We start from the raw sequence: 23,602 nt of genomic DNA, 5'->3' as shown, positions 1-23,602 counted from the left end.
GGCCAGTGGCCGGCTCGACAGTTTGATGGCCGCCGCTGCCGCTGCGGGAGGCCGCGGGCCGGCGCCTCTGGAGCGCTGGAACCCGCCGGACTGCGGCGATATGGACATGCGCATCGCGGCAGACGGCACCTGGTTCTATGCGGGAACGCCCATAGGACGGCTCCCCCTGGTCAAGCTCTTTGCATCCGTGCTGACCCGCGAAGGTGAGCGCTTCGTCCTGAAGACGCCGGCAGAAAAAATCGGCATCCGGGTGGACGATGCGCCCTTCCTGGCGGTGGATATGGCGCAGGAGGACGGGGCGGCGGGGCCGGTCCTGGTCTTCCGCACCAATCTCGACGATCTGGTGCGCTGCGGGGAGGGGCACGATCTCAGGTTCGCGAGCGGGGGGGACGAAGGCGAGGTGATCCCCTATATCCATGTGCGGCGGGGGCTGGAGGCGCGGTTGACGCGCGCCGTGTTCATGGAACTGGTGGAAGTGGCGCAGGTGCGTGAGATATCGGGTGTTCCCATGTTCGGCGTCGCCTCTGGCGGGCGCTTCTATCCCATGATGCCGGCGGCCGATCTGGAGCGGGCGTCGCAATGAACCATATGCAGACCGTGGCGCCGCTGGAGGATTTCCTCGCACGCGCCCGCACCGGGCTTCGCTCCACCCCGCCCACCACCTTCTCCCGCGCCTTGGTGGGGGATGTGAACGGCGACCATGCCCTGGCGCCCGACCCGGCCGCGGATGCCTTCGACCGCGAGCCGCGCCATGCGGCCGTGCTGGTACCCATCGTTGCGCGGCCGGAGCCCACCGTCCTTCTCACCTTGAGGGCGACGACGCTCTCCACCCATGCAGGCCAGATCGCCTTTCCCGGCGGCCGGATGGATCCGGAGGACAAGGACGAGGTGGCGGCGGCGCTGCGGGAGGCGTGGGAGGAAGTGGGGCTCGGGCTGCATTTCATCACCCCCATCGGCTTTCTCGACGGCTATCTCGCGCGCAGCGGCTTCTGGATCACCCCCGTGGTGGCGACGGTGATGCCGGGCTACACCCTCACGCTGAACCCCGCCGAGGTCCAGGAGGCGTTCGAGGTGCCCCTCGACTTCCTCATGACGCCGGCCAATCACCAGCGCCAGTCCGCCATGCGCAACGGCGTGCTGCGGCATTTCTACGCCATGCCCTATGAGGAGCGTTTCATCTGGGGCGCCACCGCAGGCATGCTGCGCAACCTCTATGAGCGGATATACGCATCATGATCCGCCAGATCCTGATCGAAGGCGCCCTCTTCCTCACGCCCTTCGTCCTCTATGCCGTCATCCTCATGGCGACGCGCGGCTCGCTGGTGCCGGCCAACTGGTCGCCCCAGGCGATCGTGATCTGCTCGGTCCTGGCGGTGGCGCTGGTGGCCGCCGGCCTGTTCCTGTTCGAGGAGGGGACCAGCGCGCCGCCCGGCAGCCGCTATGTGCCGGCGCAGATGAAGGATGGCGTGTTCCAGCCCGGCCATTTCGAATGACCACGCTTCAGGGCGCGCCGTTCCTCGCGGACCCGCGCCTTGCCCGCGTGCTCGAGGTGTTGAACGGGGCGGGCGAGGAGACCCGCATTGTCGGCGGCGCCGTGCGCAATGCGCTCCTGTGCGTGCCGGTGAAGGAAGTGGACCTCGCCACCACCGCGCATCCCGATGAGACCACGCGCCGGGCCGAGGCGGCGGGCCTGAAGGCCGTGCCCACCGGCATCGCCCACGGCACCGTCACCGTGGTGATCGACGGCGCGCCCTTCGAGGTGACGACGCTGCGGGAGGACGTGGAGACCGATGGGCGCCACGCCGTGGTGCGCTTCGGCCGCGACTGGCTGCACGATGCGCAGCGGCGCGACTTCACCATGAACGCCCTGTTCGCGACGCCGGACGGGACGGTCATCGATCTCGTGGGCGGCCTTGCCGATCTCGACGCGCGCAAGGTGCGCTTCATCGGCGATCCGGAGCGGCGCATCCGCGAGGATTATCTGCGCATCCTGCGCCTGTTCCGCTTTCACGCCACATACGGCACCGGCCCCCTGGACGCGGCGGCGCTCACCGCCGCCATCCGCTGCCGCGCCGGCCTTTCCGGCCTCTCGCGCGAGCGGGTGCGCGCGGAAATGCTGAAGCTGCTCGCCGCCCCGGATGCGCCGCCCACCGTTGAGGCCATGAGCGATGCCGGTTTCCTGACACGCGTGCTCGGCGGGGTGGGGGATCTCCCCGGCCTCCGCCGCCTTGCGGGCCTGGAGCGGGCGCTGGGCCATGCGCCGGACCCCGTGCTGCGGCTCGCCGTGCTGGCGGTGCGCGTGGCGGAAGATGCGGACCGCCTGCGCGAGCGCCTGCGCCTGACCAATGACGAGCACCGCCGTCTGCTGTCCCTGGCCGAGGGGGCGATCGCGGCGGACATGGCGCCCCGCGCCGCGCACGCGCTGCTCTATCGCCTGGGGCGCACGACATTCGCCGACCGGGTGTTGCTGGGCGCGGCGCGCAAGGATGTGCCGCTGCGGAATGCGCAGGCCGCGCTGGCGCTGGCAGAGGGCTGGGAGCCGCCGGTTTTCCCGGTGCGGGCGGCGCATTTTCTGGAACGCGGGCTGAAGCCGGGGCCCGATCTCGGCGCGGCGCTGGCGCGGGCCGAGGTGGCCTGGATCGCCGCCGGCTTCCCCCAAGGGGAGGAAGCTGTTGCGGAACTCGTCAAAGGAGCGATGGAGAGAGCATAGGCGAGGCGAAAAGCGCGCGGCCTCCGTCTCTTACATCCGTGATGTCCGGGCTTGTCCCTGGCATCCACGTCTATCCCTTAAGCCAGCACCCAGCGGAGCCCCGTGAATAGCCGGGACACGCCCGGCCATGACGGCAGGCCCTTGAGGCTGGGATAAGCTTAAGGGTGGATACGGCGCGAAGGCATCCCGCCTCAGTGCGCGCCCTCTTCCTCGTCTTCTTCCTCGTCTTCGTCGAGATCGAAATCCTCGATCTCAAGCGCGTCGAGGGCGATGGCGGGGATCTTCTGGGCGCGGAACTCCGCCACTTCCTCGGCGAACCACACCACTTCCACCATCTCGCCGTCCACGGCGACAATGGTCAAGGCCGGACTTCCAGACTTGAGCTGGACGATTTCACCCGGTGCGAAGGCCATGGTGGCATCTCCTCGACGAACTGACGCCGGATTAGCCATCTTCCGTGACAGTGCGATCACACCGTGCAGATTTCCCCGCGCCGCACTGCCCGGCGCTTGTTCGCATATTATACCTATCGCAGGCTTGGCGGGACTCCGTTCTGCGTGCAGGCGACGCCGGCCGCGCGCTCAGGCGGCGCGGGTGGAGGTCTGCTTCGCCTTCTGCAGCTGGCCGTTGACGATGCGCGAGAGGACCAGGATCACCACGATGGTGCCGAGATAGCCGATCACTTGCATGCCTGTGGGCTGCGCCCGGTAGCCCACCATGGTGCGCAGCACGCGGCCGACCGCGCTGTCGTCGGCCAGCAGCCAGCTGGAATCCCACAGGGGATCGGAGAGCGACTGGATGAAGCCGGCATCCTGGAGGATGCCGATGGACTGCGCCGCAAGGCCCGCCGCCAGAAGGGTGATGAGGATGGTGGTGACCTTGAACATGAGCTTCACGGGGATGGCCACCAGCCCGCGATAGAGCACATAGGCGACGGCGGCGCCCGCCAGAACGCCCAGCGCGAAGCCGATGGCGACGTTGATGGGCGATTCGCCCGTCACCGCGATGCCGTACATGAACAGCACCACCTCGACGCCCTCGCGCAGCACCGCCATGCCCACCACGATGCCCAAGGCGGCGAGGGGCTTCTTGCCTTCCTTCACATCCTTGCCGACGGCCTTCATCTCCATGACCATCTCCTTGCCATGGCTCGCCATCCAGACCACGGTCCAGACGAGCATAACCACGGCCACCGCGAGGATGGCCGCGTTGAGGAGTTCCTGGCCGGAGCCGTCGAACAGGTTGGCGATCTGCTCCGCGAACACGGCGATGATGCCGGAGCCGAGGACGCCGCCGGCAATGCCCAGCGCGATCACCGTGCCGCGCCCCTTGATGCCCTCGGATGCCGCCAGGATCACGCCGACGATGAGGCCGGCTTCCAGCACCTCGCGGAACACGATGATCAAGGCAGCGAGCATGAGGCGATCCCTTCGCACCGCAAGCTGTGCCGATCCCGAAAAGGGAGCGGCGCAGCACCTGCGCGTTGAAAGCAAAGCCTTTCCCAGTGAAAGGCCGCTTTGCATGAAAGTGCTTGTATTATAGTGGGTGGTACACGCCCTTTCCGGGTCTGTCACCGGTGCAGACACTCCATTGGAATTATTAAAATCTAAGTTTCTCTTAGGGAAGGTGAGCCCTGTCACCGTGTTCCCGCATCGTCCAGGCCATGACGATTGAAGTATTCGCTTTCTTCGCTCCAGTTTTAAAGTGAGGCCGTGCGGCCTTCCGGCGCGGGGTTTCCACACGCCGACATGGGAAAGAGACCGCACGGAGCCGGAAAGTCCGGTGCGCCGGCGCGGGAGGCGCCAGAGTTGTTCCGAAGCTGAAACATAGAATAATTCCATTATTTGGCGCCAACCTTGTCGCCCGGTACCGCCAACGTCTAGGGTGCCGACGGCCGTGCGGGCGGGGGATTTCAAGCCGTCGCGCCCGCGCCGACCGGCGCCTGAGGACCGGCCCCGGTTCGTCCATCACAGGAGTAGATCCATGCGCGCGCTGATTGCCGCCGCCGCCCTTGCCCTCGCCGTCGGCCTAGCGGGTCCGGCATCCGCCCAGGCGACCAGCGCGCCGCCCGCCGCGGCTGCTGCGAAGCCCGCCGCGCCGAAGCCGCGCGACGTGATCGTGCATTACGCCGATCAGGCGCAGGCCATGTACACGAATTCGTATCTGGCGGCCGTGGAGATGCAGAAGGCCATCAACGCCTTCCTCGCCAATCCCAGTGCCGACACCCACAAGGCGGCCCAGGCGGCGTGGCGCAAGGCGCGCGACCCCTACCAGATCACGGAAGCCTTCCGGTTCGGCAATTCCATCGTCGACGACTGGGAAGGCAACGTGAATGCCTGGCCGCTGGACGAGGGCCTGATCGATTATGTGGACGTGAAGAGCTACGGCACGTCCTCGGACGAGAACCCGCTCTACACCGCCAACATCATCGCCTCGAAGTCGCTGCGCATCGGCAAGAAGACGGTGGACCTCACCAAGATCACGCCGGCTCTGCTGCACCAGCTGAACACCGCGGCCGGCGTGGAGGCCAATGTGGCGAGCGGCTGGCACGCCATCGAGTTCCTGCTGTGGGGCAAGGACCTGCACGGCACCGAGCGCGGCGCCGGCGAGCGCCCGTGGACCGATTACGACCTGAAGAACTGCACCAACAAGAATTGCGACCGCCGCGCCGAATATCTGCGCGTCGCCACCGACACCCTGGTGGCCGACCTGAAGGAGATGGCGGACGATTGGGGCGCGAGGGGCAAGGCCCGCGCCGCGCTGCTGAAGAAGAAGGACAAGCCCGGCCTCGCGGTGATCTTCACCGGCCTCGGCTCGCTCTCTTATGGCGAACTGGCCGGCGAGCGCATGAAGCTCGGCCTGCTGCTGCACGATCCCGAGGAGGAGCATGACTGCTTCTCCGACAACACCCACAACTCGCATTATTACGACGAAGTGGGCATCCAGGACGTCTATTACGGCCGCTTCACCAAGATCGACGGCACCACCATGAGCGGCCCTTCCGTGGCCGACCTCGTGCGCGCCGCCGACCCGAAGATCGCCGACGAGATCGACGCCAAGATGAAGGACGCCCTCGCCAAGCTGAAGGTCATCAAGGACAGCGCCGACAGCGGCGACATGTTCTACGACATGATGCTCGCGGAGGGGAACGACAAGGGCAACAAGATGATCCAGGACGGCGTGGACGCCCTGGTGGCCCAGGCCCATGCCATCGAGCGCGGCGTCGCGGCGCTCAAGATCCAGATCAAGGTCGAGGGCTCGGACAGCTTGGACAACCCGTCCAAGGCGACGAAGAAGTGAGGGTGTGACCCTCGCCCGAAAGTTCCCTCTCCCGCTTGCGGGGGAGGGCTAGGGAGGGGGCCGGCCGAAGGCCGGAAATGGCCGGACAATGGGAGAGGTCGCGTCTACCCCCTCCCCAACCCTCCCCCGCAAGCGGGAGAGGGGGCTTATCCGGCTTGCGGAGAAGGTGAGAGGACCCGACATGATCTCAAGGCGCGGACTCATGCTCGGCAGCGCGGCGGTGGGGCTCGTCTCCCTCGCGCCGTCCGCCATCGGCCAAGTGCCCGCCTCCATCGACACTTTGCCGCCCTCTGCGCCGGTGAAGCGCTTTCCCCTCATCGCCAGGGAGATCGACTGGAAGCTGCTCGGCCCGGGCCAGCCAGCCACGAAGCGCTTCTGCGCCTATGACGGCGAGCCCTTCAAGGTGTTCCGTTTCGACCGGGGCACGCGCCTCGCCGTGGATTTCGAGAACCAGCTTCCCGACCCCACCACGGTCCATTGGCACGGCATCCGCGTGCCTTATCTCTCCGACGGCGTCGCCCCGCTTACCCAGGAGGTGATCCAGCCGGGCGGTAAGTTCAGCTACAACGTGCCGTTACCGGACAGCGGCTTCTATTTCTTCCACCCCCATTGCGACGAGACCGGCCAGATCGGCCGCGGCCTGTTCGCCCTGCTGGTGGTGGACGACCCGGCCGAGAAGAAGGCCGGCTACGATGCCGAATGCTTCATCGTGGTGAAGGACTGGCGCCTGGGCGATGACGGCCAGTGGATCGCCATGAGCACGGACGAGGGCGCCTCCACCGCCGGCACCTTCGGCACGGTGCGCGCCACCAATGGCAGCACCGTTGCGCCCCGCGTCGAGGCCCCTGCTTACGGCGACGTGCGCGTACGCACCATCGTCGCCGACGCCACCCGTGTCATCGACCTCGGCTGCGATACGGAGGACGCCTTCCTCGTCGCCACCGACGGGCAGGCGCTGCTGCCGCCCGCCCATCTCGACAAGCTGCCGGACGGCATCTGGCGCATGGGCCCCGCCATGCGCGCGGACGTCCAGGTGCGCATGCCCGAGCCGGGCAAGGAAGTGAAGATCTACGATTATCGCTCCAGCGAGCCCTATCTCCTCACCACGCTGGTGGCCGTGGACAAGGGCAAGCGCAAGACCCCCTTCAAACCGAAGCCGCTGCCCGCTTCCACCGCGCCCATGCCTGACGTCTCCAAGGCGAAGAAGATGGAGTATCTGCTCCAGGTCTCCGCCGGGCCCACCATCGTGAGTCCCGCTCTGCCGGCGGACGACCCGCTCTCCAAGGCGCTGGTGGATTCGCTGTGCGTCGGCGACAAGACCCATTGGGCCATCAGCCGGGATTCATGGTCCACCAAGGATGCGCTGCGCCTCGTGCCGCCGCTGGAGCAGCTCACTGCCGGCAGCAGCTACATCGTCACCTGTACCAATGTGACCAAGCACGTCCACCCCATGCACCTGCACGGCCACGTGTTCCGCGTGCTCTCCTCCACTAAGAAGCAGAGCATGCCGCAATATCTGGCGGACACGGTGGTGGTAGAGCCCAATGAGAGCGTGCAGTTCGCCTTCAAGGCGGCGAGCGGCAATTGGGTGTTCCACTGCCACATCCTCGAACATATGGACACCGGCCTCATGGGCTGGTTCCGGGTGACGTGACGGGCCGCCGGGCCACGGCGCTCGCGAGCCTTGCCGCCGGCCTCCTGGCGGCGGGGGCGGCGGTCGGCGGAATGGACGGGCTCGATCTGCGTATCGGCAAGGCGCTGTTCGACCGCGCCTGGATTCCCGCGCCCGCCTCCACGCGCGGCGATGACGGGCTCGGGCCTTTGTTCGATGCCCGCTCCTGCGCCGCCTGCCATCCCCGCGACGGCCGTGCGGCCGTGATGTTCGGCAAGGACGGCGCCATCGAGGGGCGCGGCGCGGTGCTCGTTCTGGCGCGGCCGGACGGCTCCGGCGATCCGGTCTATGGCCGCCGCCTCCAGCTCGATGCCGTGCCGGGCCTCATTCCCGAGGGGATCCTCGCCGTCACCGACACGCCGCTGCCGGACGGCCGCACGAAGCGCGTGCCCGCGCCCACCCATCTCGCCTATGGCCCGCTCGATCCCGCAACCGGCCTCTCCTTGCGCGCCGCGCCGGACCTGCGCGGGCGGGGGCTTATCGATCAGGTGCCGGAAAGCGCACTCCTCGCCGTCGCCGCCGGGCAGCCGGCGGAGGTGCGGGGGCGCATCCGGCATGTCGCGCTGCCGGACGGCACGCAGGGCATCGGCCGCTATGGCTGGAAGGCGTCCCAGCCGAGCCTCGCCAGCCAGAGCTCGGAAGCCTTCTTCCTCGACATCGGCATGTCCACCCCGCTCCATCCCGAGCCATGGGGAGACTGCACCGAGGCACAGATCGCCTGCCGCAACGCCCCACAGGGGCGCGAGGAAGAGGGCGGCGTGGAGATCCCCAACCAGCTGCTCTCCCGCGTCGTCGCCTATGTGGCTTCCTTGCCGGTGCCGCTGGCGCCCAAGGACACCAAAGGCGCGCGCCTGTTCGCCGCCGCCGGCTGCGCCGCCTGCCACCAGCCGTCCTTGCCCACCCAAGGCGGTGGCGCGGCGCGCCTGTTCACCGACCTGCTGCTGCACGATCTCGGCCCCGGCCTTGCCGACACCCTGCCCGAGCCGGGCGCGTCCGCCGCCGAATGGCGCACGGCCCCGCTCGCCGGCATTTCCGAGGCCATCGCCCGCGACACCGGCCTGCTCCATGACGGGCGCGCCCGCTCGGTGGCGGAGGCCATCGCCTGGCACGGCGGGCAGGCGGAAGGCGCGGCCAAGCGCTTTTCGGCCCTGCCGCCGCGCGAGAAGGCCGCGCTCATCGCTTATGTTTCCAAGCTATAGGGAAGAGGACTGGAGCCTGAAGATGAAAACCCTGTTCGGCCCCCTCGCCATCGCCGTCGCGGCCTTTGCCGGCCTTGCGGCGCCCGCCAAAGCCGCGACCGCGCCGGCCCTCGACCCCGTGGTTCTGATCGAAAGCTGGCTCCTGCCGCGCTACGACGCCCTGGTGGCCACCACCGCGGCCCAGAAGGACGCCTGGACCGCCTTCTGCGCCGCCCCGGCACCTGCCGGCGTGCCGGGCCTGAAGGCGGCCTTCCTCAAGGCGGCTGACGCCTGGAGCGCGGTGGAGTTCGTCACCATGGGGCCGGTGACCCTGTCGCTCCGCCCCGACCGGTTCAATTTCTTCCCGGACCGCCGCAATGCCATCCAGCGCGGCATGGCCGAGGTGCTGGCCAGCACCGACACGTCCCGCTTCGAGCCCGAGCGCTTCGCCCGCTCCAATGCGGCGACGCAGGGCCTGCCGGCCCTGGAGCGGCTGCTTTATGACGAGGGGGCCGATGCCGCATTGGCGGGCGGGCCGGAAGCCTCCGTGCGCTGCATGTTCGGCTCGGCCATCGCCGTCAACCTTGCCACCATCGCCAAGGAGGTGCGCACCGGCTGGGGCGACCGGGCGACGGGCGCGCTCGGCGCCATCATTTCCCGTGCGGGCGACCCGGCGCTGTTCCCGGACGTGGGCGCGGTGCCCGGCATGATCCTCACCGACCTCTCCGGCGCCTACCAGCGCGTCACCGACGTCCGCATCCTCCCCGTGCTCAACAATGGCGACCCCAAGCCCATGCTGGCGGAAGGCTGGCGCTCCGGCCGCTCCGGGCAGGTGGTGAAGGTGATGATCACTTCCGCCGATGCGCTCCTCCAGGAGGTGGCGAAGCAGCTTCCAAGCCGCCCGCAATGGGCGGTGAACAAGGCCGCCGCCGCCGCCGACAAGGCCGCGGCCGAGTTCCCGGCGAACCTTGGTGGCAATGGCGGGCCGACCCCGGAGGATGTGGTGAAGATCCAGGCGGCGGTGAAGGCCTTCAAGAGCGCGCAGGTCACCGTCTACCGGCCCATCGCGTCCTATTTCGGCATCTCGCTGGGCTTCAACGCGCTGGACGGGGACTGACCGGGAGGAAACGATGATGCTCACCCGCCGCAGCCTCCTCGTCGGCGCCGGTGCCGCGCTCCTTCTCCCGCGCGCCGCCCTGGCGCAGGTGAACGACGCCCTCCACGCCAAGGCCCACGCCTTGGACGAGGGCTGGCTGACCACGGCCGGGGAGGGCGAGGGTTTTGGCGCGTTCGCGGTGGGCGACGGACTGGACGCCGCCGCCCGCGTGTCGTCCCCCGCGCGGCTTCACGGCATCGAGGCGAGCCCGCGCGGCCCGCTGGCGGTGGCGGTGGGGCGCCGGCCCGGCCGCATCGCTTTGGTGTTCGACCGGGAGAAGGGCGGCAAGGTGGGTGAGTTCGGCCCCGGCGCAGGACGTGTCTTTTCCGGCCATGGCCGCTTCTCGGCGGACGGCGCGCTGTTCCTCACCAACGAGATCGAGCGCCCGGAGGAGGGCCCCGTGCGCACCATGGGGCGCGGCATGGTGGCGGCGCGCAGCGTTGCCGGCAATTTCGAGATCGTCGCCGAATGGCCGACCGGCGGCGATGGCCCGCACGATCTCATGCGCTCCGGCGCGGTGCTGGTGGTGGCCAATGGCGGCATCGAGCCCAACACGCCGGAGGCGCGGGACGCCGAAGCCACCGGCAGCACCATCTCGCTGCTGGACCCCGCCACCGGCGCGGCGCGGGGCGAAGGCACGCTCTCCGCCGACCTTGCCAGCCTCTCGCTCCGCCATCTGGCGCGGGACGGGCAGGGGGGCACCGTGGTGGCGGCGCAGGATCTCCTGAAGGACGGGGTCTCGCGGCCCTTGCTCTTTTCCATCGCCCGCGACGGCGCCCTCACGCCCTTCGATGCCCCGGAGAACGAGCTGATGGCCCTGCGCGGCTATGTGGGCTCGGTGGCTTTCGACTGCTCCGGCCAGTTCGTCGCCTGCGCCACCCCGCGAGGAAACCGCGTGGCCGTGTGGCGGCGGGACGGGCGCTATCTCGGCGCCGTGCCGCTCATGGACGGCTGCGGGCTGGCCGGCACGTCCGAGCCGGGCCGCTTCATCGCAACGAGCGGCTATGGCGAGGTGATCCTGGTTTCGGTGGAGGGCGATGCGGTGGGCGTCGCCGCACGCCACACGGGTGGGCCGAAATTCGACAATCACATGGTCGAGGTGGGGTAGGGGAGTTTCCCTCTGCCCTTGTTAGACCGTGTGTTTCACCTCTCCCCGAGGGGGAGAGGTCGGCTGCGGAGCAGCCGGGTGAGGGGGCTCCGGCGCTTCAGAACTGAGAGGGTGGTTCCCCCTCACCCCAGCCCTCCCCCCGCGGGGAGAGGGGGGGCGCGTCCCACCGGAACCACCGTCATGCCCGGGCTTGACCCGGGCATCCACGGGGCTTCGCTTGGTGCAGCTTAAGGGATGGACGTGGATCCCCGGATCAAGTCCGGGGATGACGGTTCGATTGCTTCATCGAGGTTTTTGGCGACACGGATCAGGCCAGGTCCTTTCCCGGACCTGTGCTCAGTTTGCGGTTTCGCCTGCCCAGGCGAGGGGCTCCTCGACCCCCGCGCGAAATCACGCGCCCTTTCGCACACCGCTTTGCAAAAATCTGCAATCCCGCATCGCGGCACGGCTGGATTAGGCTCACATCAAATCAAAGCCAACAATCCAGAGGTGAAACCATGACGCTGACTGCAAAACTCCTGCGATCCGGCTGTGCCGCGCTCACCGCCCTCGGCCTTCTTGCCACCCCCGCCGCCGCCAAGGACACGGTGAAGCTCGCCTTTATCGGCCCGCTCACCGGCGGCAATTCGGCCCCCGGCCTCGGCGGGCGCAATTCCGCGACGCTCGCCGTGGACCTGCGCAATGCCGACCCGGCCGCGAAATACACCTACGAGCTGGTGGTGTTCGACGACGAGTGCAAGCCGAACGTGGGCGTGCAGGTGGCCACCAAGGCCGCTTCCGACAAGTCCATCATTGCCGGCATCACGCACTACTGCTCGGCGGTGGGCATCGCCACGGTGGATACCTATAACCGTTTCGGGCTTCCCGTGGTGGTGTGGGGCGCCGTTCTGCCCGAGATCACCTACGGCAACGATTACCCCGAGATCCATCGCGTCAACGGCACGATGATCAATGAAGGCAAGATGGCCTCGGAGTTCCTCACCAAGCAGGGCTTCAAGACCTTCGTGGTGATCCACGACACCACCGATTACGGCAAGGGCCAGAACAAGTATTTCTCCGAATTCCTGAAGCCCGCGGGCGGCGATATCCTCGCCACCTTTCCGGTCTCCCCGGACCAGCAGGACTTCACCGCCGAGCTTACCAAGATCAAGGAGCTCAAACCCGACGTGATCTTCATCGGCGGCCTCACGCCGCTGGGCGTCAGGGTGCGCTCGCAGATGGACCGGCTCGGCATCAACGCCCAGCTCGCCGGGGTCTCGGGCATCATGACCGCCGGCTTCATCGAGGGCGCAGGCACGGCCGCCGAAGGCACCGTCTCGTTCCATAACGGCGCGCCCATCACGAAATATGCGGACGGCAAGAAGTTCCTCGACGCCTATGCCAAGGCGGGCTTTCGCGAGGACCCGGACGCCTATGGCCCGTTCGCCTTTTCCGCCGCCAACCTCGTCATGGACGCCATCGAGAAGGTGGGGCCGGACCGCAAGAAGGTGCGCGACGTGCTGAACACCACCAAGGGCTACAAGGCGCTGGTGGGCGAGATCAATTTCGACGACCACCGCCAGAATATCGTCAGCGCCAACGTCTACGTGGCGCAGGACGGCAAGTGGGTCTACTGGCCCGACAGCGTCTATGCGGCGGGCACGAAGAAGCTCGCGGGAAAATGAGCTGAGGCTTTCCATCGCCTCGCCCGGCGCCATTCTTGCAAGGCGCCGGGCACCCTGTCCCGATCCTCCGGAGACCGCCATGGATCCCGGCCTGCTGGCGCAATATCTGTTCAACGGGCTGATGCTCGGCACCATCTACGCGATGGTCGCGGTCGGCTTCTCGCTGTTCTTCGGCGTGCTCGACGTCATCAAATTCTCCCATGGCGACGTGGTCACCGTGGGCGCCTTCTCCTCCCTGGGCGCGGCGGCCCTGGCGGCGAGCTTCCTCGCCTTCCTTCCCGCGCCGGTGGCGCTCGCCTTCGGGCTCCTCGCGGCGCTGGGGGCGGGCGCGCTCTCCGGCGTCGTCATCGGCCGGGTGCTGGTGCTGCCCCTGAAGAACGCGCCGGCGGTGAACGTGCTGCTCGCCACCCTCATGGCCGGCACGGTGCTGCGCGAGGCCATCCGCCTCGGCGTGCCGAACGGCGGCAATCCCAAGCCCTTCCCCGCGCTGCTGCCCCAGGGCACGCTGTCCGCCGGCTCCTTCAGCGTCGGCATCGACAGCGTGATGATCCTGCTCGCGGGGCTTGCGGTGGTGTTCGCCACCCACCTCGTTATCACCCGCACGCGCCTCGGCCTCTCCATCCGCGCGGTGGCGCAGGACGGGGAGGTGGCGCGGCTCTCGGGCATCGATTTCCACCGCACCGTGCTCGGCACCTTCGCGCTGGGCTCCATGCTCGCCGCCTTCGCAGGCCTGATGCTGGGGCTCTATTACCGGGAGATCAATTTCAACATGGGCGTGCTGCTCGGCATCATCGGCTTTGCCTGCGCCGTGGTGGGCGGGCTCGGCAGCCTTCTGGGGCCGATCCTTGGCGGCTTCCTGTTCGCGGGCATCCAGACCCTTGTGACCGTCGCTCTGCCCTTCACCAGCGCCTACAAGGACGTGGTCGCCTTTGCCGTGATCATCGCCTTGATCGGCCTCTTCCCCACCGGCCTCATCGCCGAAAAGTCGAGCGAGCGGGTGTGAGATGAGCATGGCCGAACTCTCCACACCTCTCGCCGCCTCCGGCTCCCTCCTGCGGCGCTTTCCGCGCCTCATCGTGGCGGCCACCGTCGCTTTGCTGTTCGCCGGGGGCGGGCTGCTGCTCCATGCGGAGCACCAGGGCCAGGTGATCGCGCTGCTCGGCGCCTTCGTGCTCGTGTTCGCGCTGGCCGACCGCGTTGCTGTGGGCCGCACCGTGATCGCGCTCTGCCGCGCCCATCAGGGCACGGTGAACCTCGTGGCGGCGTTCTCCATCCTCGCCGTCATCGCCGTGTTCCGCGAGGAGCACTACACCCTGCTGATGATGGCGACGGTGGCCCTCTTCGCCACCGCCTGCGCCGGCCTGAACCTGCAGATGGCCTTTGCCGGCGTGCCCAATTTCGCCGGTGCCGCCTTCTTCGCGGTGGGCGCCTACACCGCCGCCGTGCTGGGCAAGGTGGGCGTGCCCCATCTTCTCATCCTCGCCTCGGCGGGATTGGTGGCGGGCATTCTCGGCCTCGCCATGCTGCTGCCGGTGCTGCGCACGCGGGGGCACTATGCCGCCCTCGTCACCATCGCCTTCGGCCTCCTCATGCGCTCCTTCCTGGAGGTGAACGACACGTTCGGCGGGCCGCAGGGCATGAAGGTGCCGGGCTTCAACCTGTTCGGCCTCTCCTTCAACCGGCTGAACGAGATCGGCCCCTTCGACGTCTCCTTCTATCTGCCCTATGCGGTGGCGGGCTGCGTGCTGTTCGCGCTCGCCTTCGTGCTGGTGCGGCGGCTGGAAATGTCTTGGGTGGGCATCGCCCTCGATGCCGTGCGCTCGGACGAGGTGGCGGCCTCCGTGTTCGGCCTCTCCATCGCCCGCTGGAAGGCGGTGGCCTTCCTCATCGGCAACGCCATCATCGGGGTGGCCGGCGCGCTCTACGGCATGATGAACGGCTTCGTGAACCCCAACAGCGCGAACTTCGGCGACTCGCTGATGATGCTCTCCATCATCGTGCTGGGCGGCATGGGCAATCTGTGGGGCGCGGTGGGCGCGGCCATGGTGATCCTGGTGATCCCGGAAAAGCTCCAGGCGATCCAGGAATACCGGCTCATCATCTTCGCGCTGCTGGTGATCGCTATCCTGCGCTTCCGCCCCTCCGGCATGCTGCCGCGGGCGCCGCGCGACCTCTCCTCGCTCTTTAAGGGAGGCGCATCATGAGCGATCTCCTCGCCTGCTCCGGCCTCACCATGCGCTTTGGCGGGCTGGTTGCGCTGGACGGGCTCGACATCTCCCTCGCCAAGGGGGAGACGGTGGGCCTCGTCGGCCCCAACGGCTCGGGCAAGACCACCTTCTTCAACGTGCTCACCGGCCTCTACAAGCCCTCGGCCGGCGCGGTGCGGTTCGAGGCGCAGGACCTGTTCGGCAAATCGCCCCAGGCGGTGGGACGTGCCGGGGTCGCCCGCACCTTCCAGCGCTCGCGGCTGATGCTGGACCAGAGCGTGTTCGACAATATCGCGCTGGGGGCTCTCGGCCGGCTCGACCTTGGCCTCTTCTCCACCTTGTTCCGGCGCGGCCGGTTCAACGGCGAGCTGGAGGCGGTGGTCGAGAAGGCGCGGGCGCTCACCCAGCGCTTCAACCCGCTCATCTCCGCCAACATCTTCCAGCCCGCCGGCGCCTTCACCATGATCGACCGGCGGCGCATCGAGATCTGCCGCGCGCTCATCGGCGCGCCGCGCCTGCTGCTGCTGGACGAGCCCTCCGCCGGCATGACCCATGAGGAGACGCGGCGCCTCATGGACGACCTCCTCGCCTTCCGCGCAGAGATGCCGGACCTCGCCGTGGTGCTGGTGGAGCACGAGATGGACGTGATCCGCCGCGTCTCCGACCGCTGCGTGGTGCTGAATTTCGGCCGGAAGATCTTCGAGGGCCCCTTCGAGGCGCTGATCTCCAACGCCGAAGTGCAGACCGCCTATCTCGGGAGCGCGCAATGACCGTCCGGGTCTCCAAGGCCACCCGCCGCCTCTCCGTCAGCGGCATCGCCGCCGGCTACGACCGGGCGGACGTGCTGCGCGACGTCTCCATCGAGGTGAAGCCCGGCCGCGTCACCTGCATCCTCGGCGCCAATGGCGCGGGCAAGTCCACGCTCATCCGCGCCATACTGGGCCTCAACAAGGTCCGGCGCGGCGAGGTGGCGTTCGGCGAGGCGAGGATCACCAACCTCCCCACCCACAAGATCGCGGCGCTCGGCATTGCCACCGTGCCGGAGGGCAACCGCGTGCTGCCGCGCATGAGCGTTCTTGAGAACCTGAAGGTGGGCGGCCTTCTGGAGCGTGACGGCCGCAAGCTGGCCGCCCGCATGGACCAGCTCTTCGAGACCTTCCCCCGCCTGAAGGAGCGCCGCGCCCAGCTCGCCGGCACGCTTTCCGGTGGCGAGCGCTCCATGCTCTCCATCGCCCGCGGGCTCATGACCGATCCCGAACTGGTGGTGTTCGACGAGCCCTCGCTCGGCCTCTCGCCTTTGTTCGTCTCGGAGGTGTTCGGCATCATCCGCCGGCTGAAGGAGGAGGGGCTGTCCATCCTCCTCGTGGAGCAGAATGTGCGGCAGACGCTGGACGTAGCGGACGACGGCTACGTGCTGGTCCAGGGCCGCGTGGTTGCTTCGGGTACCACCGAGGCGCTGAAGCAGGATGCCGAGCTGCACAAGGCCTATTTCGGGGTGCACTGAGAAGGCCCCAAGGAAAGTCCCAGGGAGAAAACAATGGGTTTGCCCGTCTATGATCGCGTCAATCCCCTGCGCAAGCCGAAGGGCTTCGAGCCGGTAGTGCAGCGCTGGTCCGCCGGCTTCGTCAACAGCTGCCGCGCGCTCTGCGTGACGTTCCACGGCGTCCAGGGCAAGGATGCGGACACCGTCTATGCCTCGCCTTTCTTCCCCTGGATCGAGGCGGCGCTGGCCCTTCCGGAAGGCCCCACGGTCTCGGACCATGCCTGGCTGGTGGACGAGAACGGGCTCTACACCCACATCGTCGCCACCTATTGGCTCGATGAGGGCAAGCGCGACGCCTTCCTCGCCTCCCCGCACGTGCGGTCATGGTGGGAGGACGAGGCGCGGCTTTCGGAGGAGACCGGCTATTTCCGCGAGAGCATGACCGTTCCGGTGGAGCGGCAGGAGACGCTCTATTGGCAGGACTATCCGCGCGCGCTCGCCGCCTCGCCCGAGGTGGCGGTCTATCCCACCCCCTATTGCGGCTATTACGGCGCCATGCGCGACCGCATCCCGCTGGCGGCGGTGGACAAGCTCGAGACCCCGCTCCCCACCCAGCTCCAGGACCCGGTGGCGCGCGAGACCAGGGGCGCGCGCTGGCGCATCCTGACGCCGGCCAATCTCGCGGTCATCCGCTCCGCCGCCTATTGGGGCCGGTGCGATCCCGGCCAGACGGAAGACTATATGCGCGACCTGCGCGAGCCGCTGCTGCGCGGCATGGCCTATCTGAAGGAGAATGCGGGCGCCACCGGCTGCTGTTCGCTGCGCTTCCAGCAGACCTGCGACGCTGCGGGGACGCCGGAGCTGGAGACGCACGCGCTGGGCTATTTCCTGTCGCTGGGCCATATGGAGGAGTGGGCGGAGCGCCATCCCTCCCACGAAGCCATCTTCTCCGCCGCCATCGCGCGCTATCGCAAATACGGCAAGGCCAACCAGCTGCGCACCTGGCACGAAGTGTTCGTGCTGCCGGAGGGCGGCCACGTGTTTGAATATGTGAACTGCGCGCCCGGCACCGGGCTCTCGGGCTATTTCGAGGGCGAGCGGCTGAACTGAGGCCCGCCGCCCGCATTCGTGGTCGTCATGGCCGGATCACGTCCGGCCATGACGAGACACCATCACATGTTCTGCTTTATCTTCTGCAGCGCCTGGGCGCAGCCCACGGACATCTGCTTGGAGTGCGCCTGGAGGCAGGCCATGAGCCGGCCGTCGCCGGGGGGGACGCCCTTGCACAGGCGCTGAACGTCGGCCTTGCAATAGGTCATGAGATCGCTCTGCTGAGCGGACGCCGCTCCCCCGAGGAGGGTGGCGGAGACGAGCGCGAGTGCCACAGTATAGAAGCGCATGTTGCTTTCCTCTTGAACGGCCTCAACCTTCGCCCGGTCTAATGGCACGGGGCCATGCAAGCCAAGTGACAGCGGCCGCGAGAACCCCACAGGGCCAATAATCGCCAGGGATGACGCCGGCGCCAGCGTGCTGTCGCGCAACCGTAGCGTGTACGTGCTATGCCTCAGTCGACCGGTGCGGGGGCGAGCATGCGAGCGCGTCGCGGAAGCGAAGGATTCGAGCGGCTGGCCCTGTGCGCCCTCTGGCTGATGGCCCTGGCGTCGCCCGCCATGGCAGCCGATGCACGCACGACGTTCATCGCCGATAATCGTTGCCAGATCACTCTGCGTCTCGACATGATCCATGCGCGCAAGGGCGAGCCCAACCGCTACCTTGTCGTGGCCGACCGCAGCGAGCCGAGAAGCTACATCCAATGCCTGCTGGAGGAGGATGACACGCAGATGCTGTGCGAGGCGTCCTCGGGCTTCTATTCTGTAAAGCCGGGCATCGAGCCGCCCGGCCTGTCATGGCACGGTCTGGCCGTCATCGAGGCGGCGGGTTTCTCCACCGATGATTCGGAGGGGAATTTCCAGAAGCTGCTGGCGATTTCGAACCCCGACAGGGACTTCCACGACGTGGCCGGCCTGCTGCTCGGGCTGCTCTATGACGCCTATGGCGTGCGGCGGGGCGAGAAGCTCGAATACAAGGCGCCTTTGGCAAAATCGCCGCGCGGACACGGGCTCGTATGCCCGGCCCAACTCAGCGGCTTCCGAGCCGAGATAGGCGAGCGCGCCTGACCGTCCTTCGGTCGTCTCCCATCGGCAGTCGTCGCCCATCCGCCGTCATCCCCGGGCTTGATCCGGGGATTTCCTGGGAGTCCGGGCGCACCCGGTCCTGCGGGAGATGCCCGGAACACGCCCGGGCATGACCATTGGTCTTTCAGATCGCTCCGTTCGCCCGCGCGAAGATGGGCTCCTCGAGCGGGCTCGCATCGGCGCGGGGCAGGGGGAAGGCTTCGGCCTCTCCCACGTCGGCCGAGAAGTGCGCCGGCTCGCGGGGCGAGCGGTCCACTTGGAGGTGAAACACGTCGAAGCGGTTGTAATAGCCCACCACGTCGTGGAACTGCTTGGGCTCCACGCAGCGCACCGTGTCGATCTCCGCATAGAGGATGCCCTCATGGTCGGAGAGGACTTCGCTCACCACGTCCGAGGTGGGGTCCAGCACCAGCGAGATGCCGCGCGGGGAATTGTCGATGATCTCCAGGCTCGCGCGGTTCACGCTGCCGATGGCCTCGCGCATGGCGGCGTCCACGAAGCCGGAGGCGACGATGTTGAACACCTTGGCCTCGAAGGCATGGGCGCCGGCGCGGATCTCGATGGCGCGCTTCAGGTCATAGGCGCCGTCCTCGCTCGGCGGGCGGGTCGGCCAGATCGGCGGATAGGAGGAGACGTGCACCTGTTCACCCTGCGCCATCAGGGCATAGCGCGCGAGGGGATTGGTGTTTTCTCCGCAGATCAGCATGCCGATCCGGCCGATCTCGGTGGGTGTCACGCGCAGACCCCGCGCATCGCCGTTTGCCCAGACCAGCTTCTCATAGAAGGTGGGCACCAGCTTCCTGTGATGGTTGAGGATGGCGCCGTCCGGCCCGATCAGGATGTTGGAGTTCCAGATGCAGCCGACGCTGGCGTCGGTGCCCTCGGTGAAGCCCAGGGAGACATGGACGCCATGCCGCCGCGCCGCGAGGCGAATGGTGCGGATGGCGCTGTCCGAGAGCTTCTGCGCCTCGGCGACGAGGGCGCGAAAGAAGGCGTGATTGTAAATGGGCGCCTGGAGCGCGGCCCAGACCGGGAAGCCCGGCAGGAAGGATTCGGGAAACGCGATGAGCGAAGCGCCGGCCCGCGCCGCCTCAGCGATGAGGTCGCACGCTTTCTCCGCGGTCTTCTCCGAATCCAGGAACACGGACGAGGTGTGGCAGGCGGCGGCCTTGAAGCGGGGATAGGTGACGGTCATCGGTCTTTCGCGCCATGCAAACGGCGCGGAGGATGCGCCCTGGTGCATGATCACCAGCGGCAGGCCGGGGGGAACCGGGGAAATTTGCAGGCCGTGGTGCGAGGGTGCGTGGGCCCCTCACAGCTCGTTCAGGAAAGCCGCATCCCGTCGGAAAATCTCGGTGAGATGGCGCATTACCGCCTTCACCCGGCCCATGAATTCCAGATCCTCATGGACGCTTACATAGACGTCTCGCATCACCACCACTTCATCAGCCAGGACCGGGATGAGGCGGGGATTGGATTTGGCCGAGAACAACGGGAGAAGCCCAATACCCGCGCCGCCTGCGATGGCATTCTGCTGGGCGTGCATGGAGGTGGAGCGGAAGGCGACGTTGGAGGGGTCCAGCACGTCCAGCAGCCAGTGCACCGGCTGGATGGCGACGAGGTCCTCCACATAATCCACGAAGGCGTGGGCCGGCAGCTCGGCCACCGCGCCGGGCAGGCCGCGTCGGCGGATGTAATCGGGCGCGGCATACAAAGCGAGGCGGAACTGGCCCATCTTGCGCACCACCAGCCGCTGGCCGGTGGGTGGCACGAAGGAGATGGAGATGTCCGCCTCGCGCTTGGTGAGGTTGATGAGGTGGCGCTCGGTGACCAGCTCCACCACGATGCCGGGCTCCTTCTCCGACAGCTCGGCAAAGCGCTCCGCCAGGAAGAAGGCGCCGATGCCCTCCATGGAGGCGACCCGCACCCGGCCCGTGGGCGCGCTGGGCGCGGCGCGGATGGATTCGTGGATCTCCCCCGCCTCCTGCTCGATGCGCTCGGCGATGGCGAACAGGCGGTGGCCCTGCTCGGTGAGCACGAAGCCGTCGGGCTTGCGGTCGAACAGCTTGACGGAGAGATCTTTCTCCAGCTCCGCGATGCGGCGCGAGACCGTGGTGTGGTCCACCTTCAGGCGGCGCGCGGCCGGCATCAGCCGGCTCTGCCGCGCGAGCTCCAGGAAATAGATGAGGTCGTTCCAGTTGAACACGGCGCCGCCCAGTGCGTGGAACCTCAATGGTTAGAGGATGCGGCGGGAAAAAAGAAGATGAGCGGCGTTCCTACTTTCTCTCAGCCGTCATGGCCGGGCTTGACCCGGCCATCCACGGGGCTCCGCTCGGTGCGGACTAACGGCGAGACGTGAATGTCCGGGACAAGCCCGGGCATTACGGCATTTCTGATGGATGCGTCAGGGCGAAACCCGCAGCGGCAGCGCTACCAGTTCCCGCACGCGCTTCGGCCGCTTGCCGCTGGCGTCCGTCTCGAAGCGGACGAAGACGAGGTCCGCCCGCGTGCCCACGGTGCCGAAATTGCGGTCGGGGCTCTGGTCGTCGATGAGCGAGGGATAGCCGGAATACTCCCCCTCATCCTCCCGCCCGCCGCGGAGCGGCACCGCCGCCAGCAGGCTCGGCTCTGACCAGGAGATAAGATCCTTTGAGGTGACGGTGTAGAATCCGTCCGGCGCGCCCTTGCGGCCGCGCATCTGGAACACCGCGACGAATTCCCCGCTCGCCTCGTGCCGCACGAGGCCGCGAATGGACGGCAGCCCCTTCGGCCCGATGGGCGCGCAGTCGAGGCCCTCCACCTTCCAGCCGTCCGCCATGCGTTCGGCCAAGGGCGCAAAACCCTCCCCGGTCCACATCTCCCAGCGGTCCACATCGCCCTTGGGCGCGCGAACGAGGCAGTTGCGGGACTTCCCGGCCTCACCGGCGCGGCGCCAGACGATGGCGTAGAGGTCGCCGTTCCAGGCGACGATGTTGGTGGTGGAGACGAAGCCTTCCGGGTCCTTCACCTGCGGATTGAACGCGGTTTCCGGTGGCATCACCGTCTGGCGGGGCGGGGGCGCGGAATAATGGAAGGTCTTGCCGCCGTCGGTGGAGAGGAGGGCGGCGATGCCGTTCCGCCAGCAGGCGGTGCGCTCCGGCCCGGCCGCGCAGGCGCCGCCATGGCGATAGGGGATGAAGCTGGCGCTGGCGAAGGCGAAGACGTTGCGCCCGTCCGCCGTGAAGAAGCCGTGCAGCCAGGTGCGGTCGTCCAGCATGGCCGGGTCCGCGCTGCCTGAGGCGGCGAAGCGCACCGTGCAGTCTTTCGTCAGATGCCGCAGGTCCGGCCCGGTGAAGGCACGGTTCTTGAAGTTGGGCGCGAACAGGACCATGCGCCCCTGATCATCCCGGAAGGCGCGGGCGGGCGCGTCGGGAAGGTCGGAGGCATCGCACGCCTGGGTGCGCTGGTCGAAGATCACCGTCTCCGGGCCATCGACCTTGAGCTCGATGGCCCATGCGGACGCGCTGAGAAAAGCGGGCCCACTGAGACAAAGCGAAAGGGCCAATCCCAGCCGCCGCCACGCACGCCCCGGCTGGACGAGGCGGCGCGACGGCGGACACGGAGGACCGCCGGCAAGCCGGGCATCCTCCGTCCCCCACCTCATTCGGCGGCGACCAGAGCGGGCTCGCCGGTCTCAAGGCGATGCGGCATGTCGTTCTCCTCCAGGAATGCCTTCAGTTCCCGGAAACGCACCGCATAGGAGCGCTCGAACAGGTCGAAATTGGCGTTGTCCCAGGCCTTGCGGAAGGAGAAGCGGTCCATCTGGCGGATGTCGATGGACGGGATGCCCAGCGTCTGCACGAACTCGCGGGTGCGGGTGTCATAGGTGACGTAGAGCGCCGGCACGTTGTTGGCGAGGGCGAGGAGATTGCCGTGCAGGCGGAAGCCGGTCACGGCGTCCATCTCTTTCAGTCCCGCCTCGAAATCCTGCACCGCCTCGAACACCGAGAGGGAAGATTTGTAGAGGTCGATGAGCGGGTCGCTCGGCCCGTAGAACCAGTTCTCCTCGATGAGGGTGCGCACCGCCGCATCGAAGCGGTCCGGCGAATTCTTGAACTGGCCGCGGGCGGCATAATAGAGCTGCTTCTCCTCCAGCTCCCCGGCGCAAAAGATGCGCATGCGGAACTGCTCGGAGAGACACCGCATAAGGTAGCGCTGGAGCGTCATGCTGCCATGGGTCTTGCGGCGGAGCGTGAAGCCGAGATCACCGATCTCAGAGCTCTCCACGCGCTTCAGCTTCAGGGTCGGCTGGCGGTGGCGGAACACAGTGGGGCAGCCGATGATCCGCACATTGGAGATGCCGATGGATTTCAGCGCCTTCTGCGAGAGCGCGCCGCGGATGGCGATGGAGTGGGAGCGGTCCGCCACCAATTGCAGGAAGCGCTTGGTGCTCTCGTTCACATATTCCTCGGAATTGTCCGGCGTCTGCACGCCGATGCCGAAGGCCATGACGGGGACGCGGGTGCGCTCCAGAAGCGCCGTGATGGCGTCCCATTTCCCGTTGGTGTTGATGTAGTTGGAGCCGCGCAGGAAGATGTAGTCGAGCTGATTCAGCTTCTCCACATAGGCATCGCTCGGCTTGGAATTCTCGCCCGCATAGATGGGCTGCATGTCGGCGTAATCGAGGATGCGCAGCGAGGATTCGTAGACGAAGCAGTCGCCGATATTGGTGAAGAGGCTGGTCGCCTTCTCCGGGTCGCCATGGGTGTGGGTGAGCACCTTGTCATGCTCCACCACCTTTCCGGCGGGCATGAGGACGCCGATGCGGGGGCGGCGGGCTGAGGGCGGCGGGCTCGCTGTCATGGATCGTCCCTTCAAGAAAATTCCCTAAGGAGAAATGTATTTAAATTTGAAACAATCCAGTATTATTTCAAATTTACTGCATTTCCC

23 protein-coding genes are annotated in these 23,602 nt (G+C 67.6%); 16 read left to right on the top strand and 7 right to left on the bottom strand.

Annotation, left to right across the window (positions count from 1 at the left end):
* Positions 1 to 25 precede the first annotated feature (25 nt).
* The 4 genes from ABLE91_RS02925 to ABLE91_RS02910 are packed head-to-tail and all read left to right on the top strand — an operon-like array spanning position 26 to position 2,710.
* A complete protein-coding gene (locus ABLE91_RS02925) occupies positions 26 to 583 on the top strand; it encodes a DUF1285 domain-containing protein (protein WP_510181896.1) in 558 nt (185 codons plus the stop codon).
* Complete coding sequence (locus tag ABLE91_RS02920; protein ID WP_348928236.1) at positions 580 to 1,236, top strand: CoA pyrophosphatase; 657 nt, start codon at positions 580 to 582, stop codon at positions 1,234 to 1,236. Before ABLE91_RS02925 ends, ABLE91_RS02920 begins: the two co-directional genes overlap by 4 nt.
* Entirely contained in the window at positions 1,233 to 1,493 is a 261-nt protein-coding gene (locus tag ABLE91_RS02915; protein WP_348928234.1) for a DUF6111 family protein, read from the top strand. The genes ABLE91_RS02920 and ABLE91_RS02915 overlap by 4 nt, the downstream gene beginning before the upstream one ends.
* Entirely contained in the window at positions 1,490 to 2,710 is a 1,221-nt protein-coding gene (locus ABLE91_RS02910; RefSeq protein WP_348928232.1) for a CCA tRNA nucleotidyltransferase, read from the top strand. Before ABLE91_RS02915 ends, ABLE91_RS02910 begins: the two co-directional genes overlap by 4 nt.
* Before the next feature lie 191 nt (positions 2,711 to 2,901).
* Here ABLE91_RS02910 and ABLE91_RS02905 read toward each other — a convergent pair whose 3' ends face one another.
* Together ABLE91_RS02905 and ABLE91_RS02900 are read right to left on the bottom strand one after the other, a co-directional pair.
* Positions 2,902 to 3,123: a YodC family protein gene (locus ABLE91_RS02905; protein ID WP_348928231.1), complete on the bottom strand. Its 222-nt coding sequence runs from the start codon at positions 3,121 to 3,123 to the stop codon at positions 2,902 to 2,904.
* Between the two features lie 168 nt (positions 3,124 to 3,291).
* On the bottom strand, positions 3,292 to 4,128 hold the full coding sequence (locus tag ABLE91_RS02900) for an FTR1 family iron permease (RefSeq protein WP_348928229.1): 837 nt from the start codon (positions 4,126 to 4,128) through the stop codon (positions 3,292 to 3,294).
* Positions 4,129 to 4,693: 565 nt separating this feature from the next.
* Here ABLE91_RS02900 and ABLE91_RS02895 point away from each other — a divergent pair.
* The 11 genes from ABLE91_RS02895 (at position 4,694) to ABLE91_RS02845 (ending at position 17,588) form a co-directional block, all read left to right on the top strand.
* Positions 4,694 to 6,010 (top strand): imelysin family protein, encoded by a 1,317-nt coding sequence (locus tag ABLE91_RS02895; RefSeq protein ID WP_348928227.1) that lies wholly within the window; start codon positions 4,694 to 4,696, stop codon positions 6,008 to 6,010.
* Positions 6,011 to 6,191: 181 nt separating this feature from the next.
* Positions 6,192 to 7,664 carry a multicopper oxidase family protein gene (locus ABLE91_RS02890; RefSeq protein WP_348928225.1) on the top strand — a complete coding sequence of 491 codons (1,473 nt, stop codon included), beginning with the start codon at positions 6,192 to 6,194 and terminating at the stop codon, positions 7,662 to 7,664.
* Positions 7,661 to 8,881 carry a di-heme oxidoredictase family protein gene (locus ABLE91_RS02885; RefSeq protein ID WP_348928224.1) on the top strand — a complete coding sequence of 407 codons (1,221 nt, stop codon included), beginning with the start codon at positions 7,661 to 7,663 and terminating at the stop codon, positions 8,879 to 8,881. The genes ABLE91_RS02890 and ABLE91_RS02885 overlap by 4 nt, the downstream gene beginning before the upstream one ends.
* Before the next feature lie 22 nt (positions 8,882 to 8,903).
* Entirely contained in the window at positions 8,904 to 9,977 is a 1,074-nt protein-coding gene (locus ABLE91_RS02880) for an imelysin family protein (protein WP_348928222.1), read from the top strand.
* 13 nt (positions 9,978 to 9,990) lie between these two features.
* Entirely contained in the window at positions 9,991 to 11,124 is a 1,134-nt protein-coding gene (locus ABLE91_RS02875) for a DUF1513 domain-containing protein (RefSeq protein ID WP_348928221.1), read from the top strand.
* 497 nt (positions 11,125 to 11,621) lie between these two features.
* On the top strand, positions 11,622 to 12,788 hold the full coding sequence (locus tag ABLE91_RS02870) for a branched-chain amino acid ABC transporter substrate-binding protein (RefSeq protein ID WP_348928220.1): 1,167 nt from the start codon (positions 11,622 to 11,624) through the stop codon (positions 12,786 to 12,788).
* 79 nt (positions 12,789 to 12,867) lie between these two features.
* Positions 12,868 to 13,791, top strand: a complete 924-nt coding sequence (locus ABLE91_RS02865; protein ID WP_348928219.1) for a branched-chain amino acid ABC transporter permease — start codon at positions 12,868 to 12,870, stop codon at positions 13,789 to 13,791.
* Between the two features lie 7 nt (positions 13,792 to 13,798).
* Positions 13,799 to 14,992 carry a branched-chain amino acid ABC transporter permease gene (locus tag ABLE91_RS02860; RefSeq protein WP_348928217.1) on the top strand — a complete coding sequence of 398 codons (1,194 nt, stop codon included), beginning with the start codon at positions 13,799 to 13,801 and terminating at the stop codon, positions 14,990 to 14,992.
* A complete protein-coding gene (locus tag ABLE91_RS02855) occupies positions 14,989 to 15,765 on the top strand; it encodes an ABC transporter ATP-binding protein (protein ID WP_348928215.1) in 777 nt (258 codons plus the stop codon). Before ABLE91_RS02860 ends, ABLE91_RS02855 begins: the two co-directional genes overlap by 4 nt.
* A complete protein-coding gene (locus ABLE91_RS02850; RefSeq protein ID WP_348928213.1) occupies positions 15,762 to 16,499 on the top strand; it encodes an ABC transporter ATP-binding protein in 738 nt (245 codons plus the stop codon). Before ABLE91_RS02855 ends, ABLE91_RS02850 begins: the two co-directional genes overlap by 4 nt.
* A gap of 33 nt (positions 16,500 to 16,532) precedes the next feature.
* Positions 16,533 to 17,588: a phenylacetaldoxime dehydratase family protein gene (locus tag ABLE91_RS02845; RefSeq protein WP_348928211.1), complete on the top strand. Its 1,056-nt coding sequence runs from the start codon at positions 16,533 to 16,535 to the stop codon at positions 17,586 to 17,588.
* Between the two features lie 62 nt (positions 17,589 to 17,650).
* Here ABLE91_RS02845 and ABLE91_RS02840 read toward each other — a convergent pair whose 3' ends face one another.
* The gene (locus ABLE91_RS02840; RefSeq protein ID WP_348928210.1) at positions 17,651 to 17,878 is read right to left on the bottom strand and encodes a cysteine rich repeat-containing protein; all 228 of its coding nucleotides are present in this window, start codon (positions 17,876 to 17,878) and stop codon (positions 17,651 to 17,653) included.
* Positions 17,879 to 18,067: 189 nt separating this feature from the next.
* Here ABLE91_RS02840 and ABLE91_RS02835 point away from each other — a divergent pair, with 189 nt between their 5' ends.
* Complete coding sequence (locus ABLE91_RS02835; RefSeq protein ID WP_348928208.1) at positions 18,068 to 18,655, top strand: hypothetical protein; 588 nt, start codon at positions 18,068 to 18,070, stop codon at positions 18,653 to 18,655.
* 142 nt (positions 18,656 to 18,797) lie between these two features.
* Here the strand turns inward: ABLE91_RS02835 and ABLE91_RS02830 are convergent, their stop codons facing one another.
* From ABLE91_RS02830 to ABLE91_RS02815, 4 genes are all read right to left on the bottom strand, one after another.
* Complete coding sequence (locus ABLE91_RS02830; protein ID WP_348928207.1) at positions 18,798 to 19,868, bottom strand: carbon-nitrogen hydrolase family protein; 1,071 nt, start codon at positions 19,866 to 19,868, stop codon at positions 18,798 to 18,800.
* A 117-nt stretch (positions 19,869 to 19,985) separates the two neighbouring features.
* Entirely contained in the window at positions 19,986 to 20,879 is an 894-nt protein-coding gene (locus ABLE91_RS02825) for a LysR family transcriptional regulator (RefSeq protein WP_348928314.1), read from the bottom strand.
* A gap of 198 nt (positions 20,880 to 21,077) precedes the next feature.
* Positions 21,078 to 22,217 carry a hypothetical protein gene (locus tag ABLE91_RS02820; protein WP_348928206.1) on the bottom strand — a complete coding sequence of 380 codons (1,140 nt, stop codon included), beginning with the start codon at positions 22,215 to 22,217 and terminating at the stop codon, positions 21,078 to 21,080.
* Between the two features lie 95 nt (positions 22,218 to 22,312).
* Entirely contained in the window at positions 22,313 to 23,515 is a 1,203-nt protein-coding gene (locus ABLE91_RS02815) for a polysaccharide pyruvyl transferase family protein (RefSeq protein WP_348928204.1), read from the bottom strand.
* Between the last annotated feature and the right edge of the window lie 87 nt (positions 23,516 to 23,602).

This window comes from Aquabacter albus (assembly GCF_040049275.1).
Classification (GTDB): domain Bacteria; phylum Pseudomonadota; class Alphaproteobacteria; order Rhizobiales; family Xanthobacteraceae; genus Aquabacter.
Note: the sequence above shows the minus strand (reverse complement) of the source record. Positions and strands in the feature narration are given on the sequence as shown.

Excerpts from the sequence above, each read along its gene's own strand:
- ABLE91_RS02815 (WP_348928204.1), bottom strand. The coding sequence starts at position 23,515 with ATGACAGCGAGCCCGCCGCCCTCAGCCCGCCGCCCCCGCATCGGCGTC.
- ABLE91_RS02860 (WP_348928217.1), top strand. The coding sequence starts at position 13,799 with ATGGCCGAACTCTCCACACCTCTCGCCGCCTCCGGCTCCCTCCTGCGG.
- ABLE91_RS02895 (WP_348928227.1), top strand. The coding sequence starts at position 4,694 with ATGCGCGCGCTGATTGCCGCCGCCGCCCTTGCCCTCGCCGTCGGCCTA.
- ABLE91_RS02900 (WP_348928229.1), bottom strand. The coding sequence starts at position 4,128 with ATGCTCGCTGCCTTGATCATCGTGTTCCGCGAGGTGCTGGAAGCCGGC.
- ABLE91_RS02870 (WP_348928220.1), top strand. The coding sequence starts at position 11,622 with ATGACGCTGACTGCAAAACTCCTGCGATCCGGCTGTGCCGCGCTCACC.
- ABLE91_RS02905 (WP_348928231.1), bottom strand. The coding sequence starts at position 3,123 with ATGGCCTTCGCACCGGGTGAAATCGTCCAGCTCAAGTCTGGAAGTCCG.
- ABLE91_RS02875 (WP_348928221.1), top strand. The coding sequence starts at position 9,991 with ATGATGCTCACCCGCCGCAGCCTCCTCGTCGGCGCCGGTGCCGCGCTC.
- ABLE91_RS02865 (WP_348928219.1), top strand. The coding sequence starts at position 12,868 with ATGGATCCCGGCCTGCTGGCGCAATATCTGTTCAACGGGCTGATGCTC.
- ABLE91_RS02880 (WP_348928222.1), top strand. The coding sequence starts at position 8,904 with ATGAAAACCCTGTTCGGCCCCCTCGCCATCGCCGTCGCGGCCTTTGCC.
- ABLE91_RS02925 (WP_510181896.1), top strand. The coding sequence starts at position 26 with ATGGCCGCCGCTGCCGCTGCGGGAGGCCGCGGGCCGGCGCCTCTGGAG.
- ABLE91_RS02835 (WP_348928208.1), top strand. The coding sequence starts at position 18,068 with ATGCGAGCGCGTCGCGGAAGCGAAGGATTCGAGCGGCTGGCCCTGTGC.
- ABLE91_RS02915 (WP_348928234.1), top strand. The coding sequence starts at position 1,233 with ATGATCCGCCAGATCCTGATCGAAGGCGCCCTCTTCCTCACGCCCTTC.
- ABLE91_RS02845 (WP_348928211.1), top strand. The coding sequence starts at position 16,533 with ATGGGTTTGCCCGTCTATGATCGCGTCAATCCCCTGCGCAAGCCGAAG.
- ABLE91_RS02840 (WP_348928210.1), bottom strand. The coding sequence starts at position 17,878 with ATGCGCTTCTATACTGTGGCACTCGCGCTCGTCTCCGCCACCCTCCTC.
- ABLE91_RS02850 (WP_348928213.1), top strand. The coding sequence starts at position 15,762 with ATGACCGTCCGGGTCTCCAAGGCCACCCGCCGCCTCTCCGTCAGCGGC.
- ABLE91_RS02830 (WP_348928207.1), bottom strand. The coding sequence starts at position 19,868 with ATGACCGTCACCTATCCCCGCTTCAAGGCCGCCGCCTGCCACACCTCG.
- ABLE91_RS02920 (WP_348928236.1), top strand. The coding sequence starts at position 580 with ATGAACCATATGCAGACCGTGGCGCCGCTGGAGGATTTCCTCGCACGC.
- ABLE91_RS02910 (WP_348928232.1), top strand. The coding sequence starts at position 1,490 with ATGACCACGCTTCAGGGCGCGCCGTTCCTCGCGGACCCGCGCCTTGCC.
- ABLE91_RS02855 (WP_348928215.1), top strand. The coding sequence starts at position 14,989 with ATGAGCGATCTCCTCGCCTGCTCCGGCCTCACCATGCGCTTTGGCGGG.
- ABLE91_RS02890 (WP_348928225.1), top strand. The coding sequence starts at position 6,192 with ATGATCTCAAGGCGCGGACTCATGCTCGGCAGCGCGGCGGTGGGGCTC.